Genomic DNA, 7,105 nt, shown 5'->3' on the forward strand with positions numbered 1-7,105 from the left:
GCATCAGGCCCTTCCTGCCAGGTCCAGCCCTGAGACCGGTCCCGACGCTAACGACGCACCGCCCCCGGCGGCGCGCCACCAGCACCGCCGGACCCGAAAACGGGGAAGACCACTCACCAACGGGAGAGCCTGTGAGTACCACCTTGTTCGCGCGCCGGGCCCGCCGGCCGAAACCGCCGGCACCCGACACCCAGCTCGAGCTGCAGTCGCCGCCCGGCGTGCCCGAAGACACCGGTGGCGGCATCAGCGCGGTGATGATGTACGCCCCGATGGGCCTCGGCTCGCTCGCCATGGTCATGATGTTCGTCCGGCCGGGCGCCGGGGCGTTCGCTTACGTCGGCGGCGGCCTGATGGTCGTCTCGGCCCTCGGCATGCTCATCACCCAGATGTTGCGCAGCTCGGTCACCCACAAGCAGAAGCTGAACGGTCACCGCCGCGACTACATCCGCTACCTCGGCCAGCTGCGCAAGCAAGCGCGGAGCGCACTGGCCGCGCAGCAGAAGTCAGCACGCTGGATCCACCCCGATCCCCGCGCGTTGTGGTCGATGGCACTCGGCTACCGGTTGTGGGAGCGCCGTCCCGCGCACGACGACTTCGGCGAGGTGCGGCTGGGCCTGGGCCCTCAGCGCTCGACTTTCAAACTGGTCCCCCCGGACAGCAAGCCCATCGAAGACCTGGAACCACTGGCTGCGCACGCTCTGCGGCGGTTCATGCGGGCGTACAGCACGCTTCCGGACGCGCCGATCGCCGCCTACCTCCGGGGGTTCGGCCAAATCCAGTTCGCCGGGGACGACGAAGCCGTCCTCGGTCTCGTACGAGCGATGCTCGGCCAGCTCGTCACCGCGCACGCACCCGGCGATGTCCGGATAGCGGTCTGCGCGACGGACGAACGGCTGAGCCGCTGGGACTGGCTGAAATGGCTGCCGCACAGCCAGGACGCGGACAGCCGGGACGCGGCCGGCGCCCGCCGCCTGATGGCCGGCGACCTGAACCAGGTCGAGCTGCTGCTCGGCGGCCCCGCGTTCACCGGGCGGCCGCGGTTCGAAGCCGACACCCCGATCACCGCTTCGGAACCGTTCGTGGTCCTGCTCCTCGACGGAGTGCCGGTGCCCGCCGACCACCGGATCGCCGACGAGGGTTACCGCAACGCCGTGGTGCTCGACATCTCCGGTTCGCTGCCGTGGCAGGGACGTCCCGGTGTGCTCTTCCTGCAAGTCGAGGCGGATGACCTCCGGACCGTGTCCTTCGACCGGGTCGGCAAGCAGGAAACCGCATCCCTGGGCCGCCCTGACCAGTTCAGCGAGATTTCGGCGAACGCCCTCGCCCGCAGCATGGCGCGATTCCGGATCGGGGAGGCCGTCGAAGAAGACGAGCCCCTGGCCGGCGACTACGACCTGGCGTCTCTGCTGGGGATCGGTGACGTGGCGACGTTCGACCCGGTGAAGTACCGCCGCGACCGGATGACCGGCAAGCGGCGGTTGCGGGTGCCGATCGGGATCGCCGGTTCCGGCACTCCTCTCGAACTCGACATCAAGGAAGCCGCCGAGGACGGGATGGGCCCGCACGGCCTGTGCGTCGGTGCGACCGGGTCCGGCAAGAGCGAGCTGCTGCGCACCCTGGTGATCGCCTTGGCCACCACCCACTCCCCGGAGGACCTGAACTTCGTGCTGGTGGACTTCAAGGGCGGCGCGGCCTTCCTCGGCTTCGACCAGTTGCCGCACACGTCCGCCGTGATCACCAACCTGGCCGAAGAGCTCGAGCTGGTCGACCGCATGCAGGACGCCCTCACCGGCGAGATGAACCGGCGTCAGGAGCACCTGCGCGCGGCCGGCAACTACGCCTCCCGGCGCGACTACGAGGCCGCTCGCGCCCAGGGAGTGCCGCTCGAGCCGATGCCGGCGCTCTTCATCGTGGTCGACGAGTTCAGTGAGATGCTGTCGAGCAAGCCGGAATTCATCGACGTGTTCGCCATGATCGGCCGGCTGGGCCGGAGCCTCGGTGTCCACCTGCTGCTCGCGTCCCAGCGGCTCGACGAGGGGCGCATTCACAAGGTCGAAACCCACCTTTCGTACCGGATCGGGCTCCGGACGTTCTCCGCGATGGAAAGCCGCAGCGTCATCGGCGTCCCGGACGCCTACGAACTGCCGAACAGCCCGGGCAACGGCTACCTCCGCCCGGACACGCAGACGCTCGTCCGGTTCAAGGGTGCCTACTCTTCCGGCCCGTACCGGCCGAAGCAGCGACGCGCGGGGGTCGCGGTCGAGCAGCACATCGTTCCGTTCGGCACCCAGTACGTCGAGCCGCCGGCCACGCCGGAGCCCGTGGTCGAAGAGCAGCTGCCGGACGAGACCACGCAAACGGTGATCGACGTGCTGATCGGCCGCTTGCGAGGGATCGGCCCGCGCGCTCACCAGGTCTGGCTGCCTCCGCTCAAGACGGCGGCGACGCTGGACCAGCTCCTGCCGCCGCTGGTGGACCACCCGGAACACGGACCACGTCCGGTCGGCGACCTGGACACGGCGAACCTGTCCGTTCCGGTGGGACTGATCGACCTGCCCGCGCAGCAGCGGCGCGAGCTGCTGATCGCCGATCTCTCGGGCAGTCAGGGCAACGCCGCGGTGGTCGGGGGCCCGCAGAGCGGCAAGAGCACCCTCTTGCGCACGCTGATCTGCGCGCTCGCCCTCACCCACACCGCCGAACAGGTCCAGTTCTACTGCCTCGACTTCGGCGGGACACTCTCCGCGCTCGCGGCGATGCCCCACATCGGCAGCATCGCCAACCGGCTGGACCGCGACCGCGTCACCCGCACCGTGCTCGAAGTCACCAACCTGATGGCGCGCCGGGAAGCCATCTTCGCCGAACACAACATCGACTCGATGGCCAGCTACCGCCGCGCCCGCGCGCGCGGCCAGTACCGGGACATCGATCCGTACGGGGATGTCTTCCTGGTGGTCGACGGCTGGTACACGATCCGCCAGGACTTCGAGGACGTGGAGGAGAAGTTCACCGAACTCGCCGCCCGCGGGCTGAGCTTCGGCATCCACCTCGTCATCGCGTCCAACCGGTGGTCGGAGATGCGCCCGTGGCTGCGGGACGTCATCGCCACCCGGTTCGAGCTCAAGCTCGGCGACCCGGTCGACTCGGAAATCAACAGCCGGTTCGCCGCCACCGTGCCGGCCATCCCCGGCCGGGGCATCACACCCGAGCGGCTGCACTTCCTCGCCGCCCTCCCCCGGATCGACGGTGACTCCCGGACCGACGACCTCGCCGAGGCCACGGTCGAGCTCGCGGAGGCACTGGCGCCGGCCGGCGTGGCCCGCGCGCCGCAGGTCCGGCTCCTCCCGCAGACACTGTCGGTGGGGGAGCTGCCCGGTCCTCACGCACCCACGCCTTCGGCGGAACTGCGCATGGCGCTCGGCCTCGAGGACCAGCACCTGGAACCGGAGTGGCACGACTTCGACGCCAGTCCCCACCTGCTGATCTACGGTGACGCCGAAACGGGGAAGACGAACCTGCTCAAGCACATCGCCCGTTCGATCGTCGCGCACCACACCGCCGACGAAGCCCGCATCATGTTCGGCGACTTCCGGCGCGAGCTTCGGGACTCCGTTCCCGTCGAATACCAGCTCGAATACGCGGTCGGGGCGGAAGCATTGACCAAGTCGATCGCCGGCGCGGCCTCCGTCATCGAAAAGCGCATCCCCGGTCCCGAGATCAGCCCGAGCAGGTTGCCGTTGCGTGACTGGTGGAAGGGCGGCCGGCTCTACATCATCATCGACGACTTCGAGCTGACCGAGTCCAGCGGTAGCGCAGGTCCGCTCCAGGCGTTGATGCCGGTACTGGCCCAGGCCGCCGACGTCGGGGTGCACGTCATCATCGCCCGCGGCACCGCGGGGGCCGGGCGGTCGATGGGCAACGCGGCCATCCGCCGGATGTGGGAGCTCGGCACGCCGGCGCTCCTGCTGTCCTGCCCGAAGTCGGAAGGTGCCTTCCTCGGCAACCTCAAGCCGCGGGTGCTCCCCCCGGGCCGGGCGCAGTTCGTGAACCGGCGTCGGTCGGTGCGGCTGGTGCAGACCCCGCTGGTCGACGAGGATCCGCGGCCCGCGGCCGGGTGAGCACGGACCACCGGACGGCGACCTCGACACTCGAGGTCGCCGTTCTGGTTCCGGGAAGGAGGTTCTCCTCGGGGACGGGCAGTGTCATGTGGTGCCCGCGACGTCATGTGGTGCCCGCGACCGCCTTCAGCGGTGTATTCGCAGCTCCGCCAGCAGATCCGGCCCGGGCACCCGGCGAGTCGCGCCGACCGCTCGTACCGTGTGCAGCAGCCTGCCGCTTGCAGCCGCGACCCGAGGCAGCACCGCGACGACCCGGCAGCCGGTCAGGACATCGAGGTCGGCCTTCTCGATCCGGTTGGCCACCAGCACGGCGGGAGCCGTGAATCGGTGCGCCGAGCGGCGCAGCACTTCGACGAACTCGCTGTCCACCCGTTCGGTCGCGTGGACGCACACGTCCACCTCGGGCGACGGCGTTCCCGGGCCGGCCAGGACGAGTCCCGAGGCCCCGCGCAGGCAGGCGCTCAGCCCGACCAGCGTGAGAGGTTCGATCGCGTTCGGCAAGACCCGGACCGCGCGGCCGAGCCGCGGTATCCCCCCGGCCGGTTCCGTCGCGCCGCCCGGCGCTTGGCGCCTGGCGAGCACCGACCACCGGTCCAGCAACAGATCGCTCCAGAGAAGCTGCAGCCACAACCGTCCGGGTTCTTCCGGGTTGTAGTGCCGCCGGATGTAGCGCCGGACGTCGCCGAGCTCGGCTTCCAGGTCCCGCAGTTCCCTGGTCCCGGCCGGCGCCACCCGTGGCTCAGGCACCCGTCCCGCGTTCTTCACCGCCCGCTACTCGTCGATCCAGCCATGCTTGCGCGCCAGGCTCAGGAAGCTCTGCCGCACGGCGACGATCTGCTGCCCGGTGAGGGACGGTACGTCGGCCAGCACCGCCTCGGTGAGCTCGTCGCGCAATTCGCCGGGAGAAAGGACGTCGCACGCCATGTCGTCGTCATAGCCGGTCGCGGCCGGGCCGGCGACCGGCTGCGCTGCCGCCTCGGGCCGCGGTTCGACCAGATTCACCCTGGCCGCTTTCCGCCCCCGGTCACCTTCCTCCGCGGCGAACCGGACGCGTACTCCGGGCACGATCAATCGCTTGTCGCACTGCAGGTCGTTGACGTGAAGAAAGACGTCTTCGTTGCCGTCATCAGGGGCAACGAAGCCGTAACCGCGGACCTCGTCGAACCGAAGCACTTTGCCCGTGATCACGGAAGACATTCGTCACCTCACGCGTTTCCCGAGCCGCGGCCGATACCGCGGCACGTAGCCGACAGCCGATGCTAACGGCGGCAGCCGACCGGCAGCCAGGCCACCGCACGAACGGGCATCCGATCCTGTCCGAACTTCCCCGGACACCCCGCCGAGGCCCGGTTCCGTCCTATTCGGACCGACGGGTTGGTTCCGGCGCAGGCTCCCACGTGATCACGCGCGAACTCGAAGCGTCCCGGCCGGCGTTCGCGTGGAGGGCGTCGATACGTGCGCCGTCCATCGCGAGCGTCTCGCGCAGGAACTCACCGCTCAGCCGCACCGAAGCGGGGCCACCGGGGTTGAACAGCGCGTCGGCTCCGTCCGCGAGGAGCCCGACGAGTTCGCCGAGATCGACTCGCTGCCAGCCCGGCGAGGCGATCCGCCGCCGATGCGGCTCCCCGGTCACCACGACGACGCACCGGACGTCGTCCGGTGACTTCGTGGCCAGCGGGCGGTCCTCGCCGGTCATGGCGACGTCGAGCAGCGTGTCGCGGAGGACCAGCTGGATGTGCTCGGATTCGGCACGTCCCTGCAGGACCAGGCGCAGCACCGCGTCCAGCGTCTTCCACCGGCCACACCCCGACGACGGCCCCGATCGGCGGCTCGTCCTTGTCGGACGAAGGGCTCCAGGCCGGGTCCACCAGCAGGAACCAGTTTCCAGCGAGCCGTCTTCGCGCAGGCTCATGGTGCCCAATACTGGTAGGACAGCCATGGGCCGGTCAGCTCGGTCAGCTTCGCCAGGAACGCTTCGTTGAGCGAGTGGTCACCCGGGGGCACGTCATTCGCGAAGGTGATCACAGCCAGGGGCGGGCGCACCGGACCGGCGGTCGATCGCCGGAACTCGGCGCTCGCGGACAGGCGCTCGGCCGGCTCCGCGGGGGTGAGCATGGCGTGGCGGCCGTTCTTCAGCGGGGTGTAGAACCGACCGTTCGCGGCGCTGAGCAGCAGGCGCACCGGATTCACGCCGTCGGCCCAGTCCGCCGGCACCGGGGGCGCCTCCGGGTGGCCGGCTCGGGAGACGTCGCCCCGGGTGACGCGGCAGCCGGGGCGACGGCCGGCGTGAGGAACGGCGTACCACGGGACGCGGACCAACTCGGCGGCGCGTTTTCCGGCACTGTTTCGCGCGCGGCCTCCGCCTGGAGCACTCCGAGCGCTTCTCCCAGGTCGGTAGCGCCGGTGCGCAGGGGTGGCTCGCCGCCGGGGCGCAGGTCGATCCACTCGGCGTCCTTTCGGGGCTGGTCGCCCGGGTACGACGGCTGGTCCTGAGAGTCCTGGACACCGGCCGATTCGATCGACCGCGCCGATGGCGCGGCCTGTGGTGCCAGGTGTTCGGGCCGGTCGAGGTCGAAGTGCAGTGGCGCGTCGGCCGGAACGGGCAGCTCGTAGGTGGCCGGTTCGGTCCAGCCCCCCCGAGTGCCGCTGGCTACGGGGATGCTGTTTCACCCAGGGCTCGCCGTCGAGGCCGACGAATCCCGGCCGGCCGTCGGACGTATGGCCCAAGTCGCCGACCCGCACGGCCGGGCCCCGGCCGTGGACGCCGATCCACAGCAATTTCTCGGGCCGGTACACAGCCTTCCCGAGCTCGGAGGCGAACTCGAGGGTGAAGACGTCCAGCCCATCGACGTTGCAGGCATGAACCCGGATCAGGTCGGAGCCGTTCCACCCGCCTCGGCGCAGCGCTTCGCGCGCCGCGGTCACATCCCGTACTCCAGGATCCACCATGATCAGCCCGAAGATGCCGTCCTCCTCGGGTAGCCACCGGG

6 protein-coding genes are annotated in these 7,105 nt (G+C 70.2%); 2 read left to right on the plus strand and 4 right to left on the minus strand.

Annotation, left to right across the window (positions count from 1 at the left end):
* The first annotated feature begins 131 nt into the window (after positions 1-131).
* On the plus strand, positions 132-4,115 hold the full coding sequence (eccCa, locus tag ACLJPY_RS02775; RefSeq protein ID WP_410586378.1) for a type VII secretion protein EccCa: 3,984 nt from the start codon (positions 132-134) through the stop codon (positions 4,113-4,115).
* 126 nt (positions 4,116-4,241) lie between these two features.
* On the opposite strand, the gene ACLJPY_RS02780 is transcribed toward eccCa, so the two are convergent.
* The 4 genes from ACLJPY_RS02780 to ACLJPY_RS02795 form a co-directional block, all read right to left on the minus strand.
* Positions 4,242-4,862, minus strand: coding sequence for a hypothetical protein (locus ACLJPY_RS02780; RefSeq protein ID WP_410586379.1), 621 nt, complete (start codon positions 4,860-4,862; stop codon positions 4,242-4,244).
* A 24-nt stretch (positions 4,863-4,886) separates the two neighbouring features.
* Positions 4,887-5,312 (minus strand): cold shock domain-containing protein, encoded by a 426-nt coding sequence (locus ACLJPY_RS02785; RefSeq protein ID WP_410586380.1) that lies wholly within the window; start codon positions 5,310-5,312, stop codon positions 4,887-4,889.
* 160 nt (positions 5,313-5,472) lie between these two features.
* Positions 5,473-5,892 (minus strand): type VII secretion system-associated protein, encoded by a 420-nt coding sequence (locus ACLJPY_RS02790; protein WP_410586381.1) that lies wholly within the window; start codon positions 5,890-5,892, stop codon positions 5,473-5,475.
* 131 nt (positions 5,893-6,023) lie between these two features.
* Positions 6,024-6,296, minus strand: coding sequence for a hypothetical protein (locus ACLJPY_RS02795; RefSeq protein ID WP_410586382.1), 273 nt, complete (start codon positions 6,294-6,296; stop codon positions 6,024-6,026).
* A 459-nt stretch (positions 6,297-6,755) separates the two neighbouring features.
* Here ACLJPY_RS02795 and ACLJPY_RS02800 point away from each other — a divergent pair, with 459 nt between their 5' ends.
* Positions 6,756-7,097: a hypothetical protein gene (locus ACLJPY_RS02800; RefSeq protein WP_410586383.1), complete on the plus strand. Its 342-nt coding sequence runs from the start codon at positions 6,756-6,758 to the stop codon at positions 7,095-7,097.
* Positions 7,098-7,105: the final 8 nt, after the last annotated feature.

Origin of the sequence: Amycolatopsis sp. lyj-23 (assembly GCF_046549135.1) — a bacterium.
In the GTDB taxonomy this organism is placed as follows: domain Bacteria; phylum Actinomycetota; class Actinomycetes; order Mycobacteriales; family Pseudonocardiaceae; genus Amycolatopsis.

What these genes read in the sequence shown, in the direction of transcription:
- ACLJPY_RS02785 (WP_410586380.1), bottom strand. Translation starts at nt 5,312, where the DNA reads ATGTCTTCCGTGATCACGGGCAAAGTGCTTCGGTTCGACGAGGTCCGC.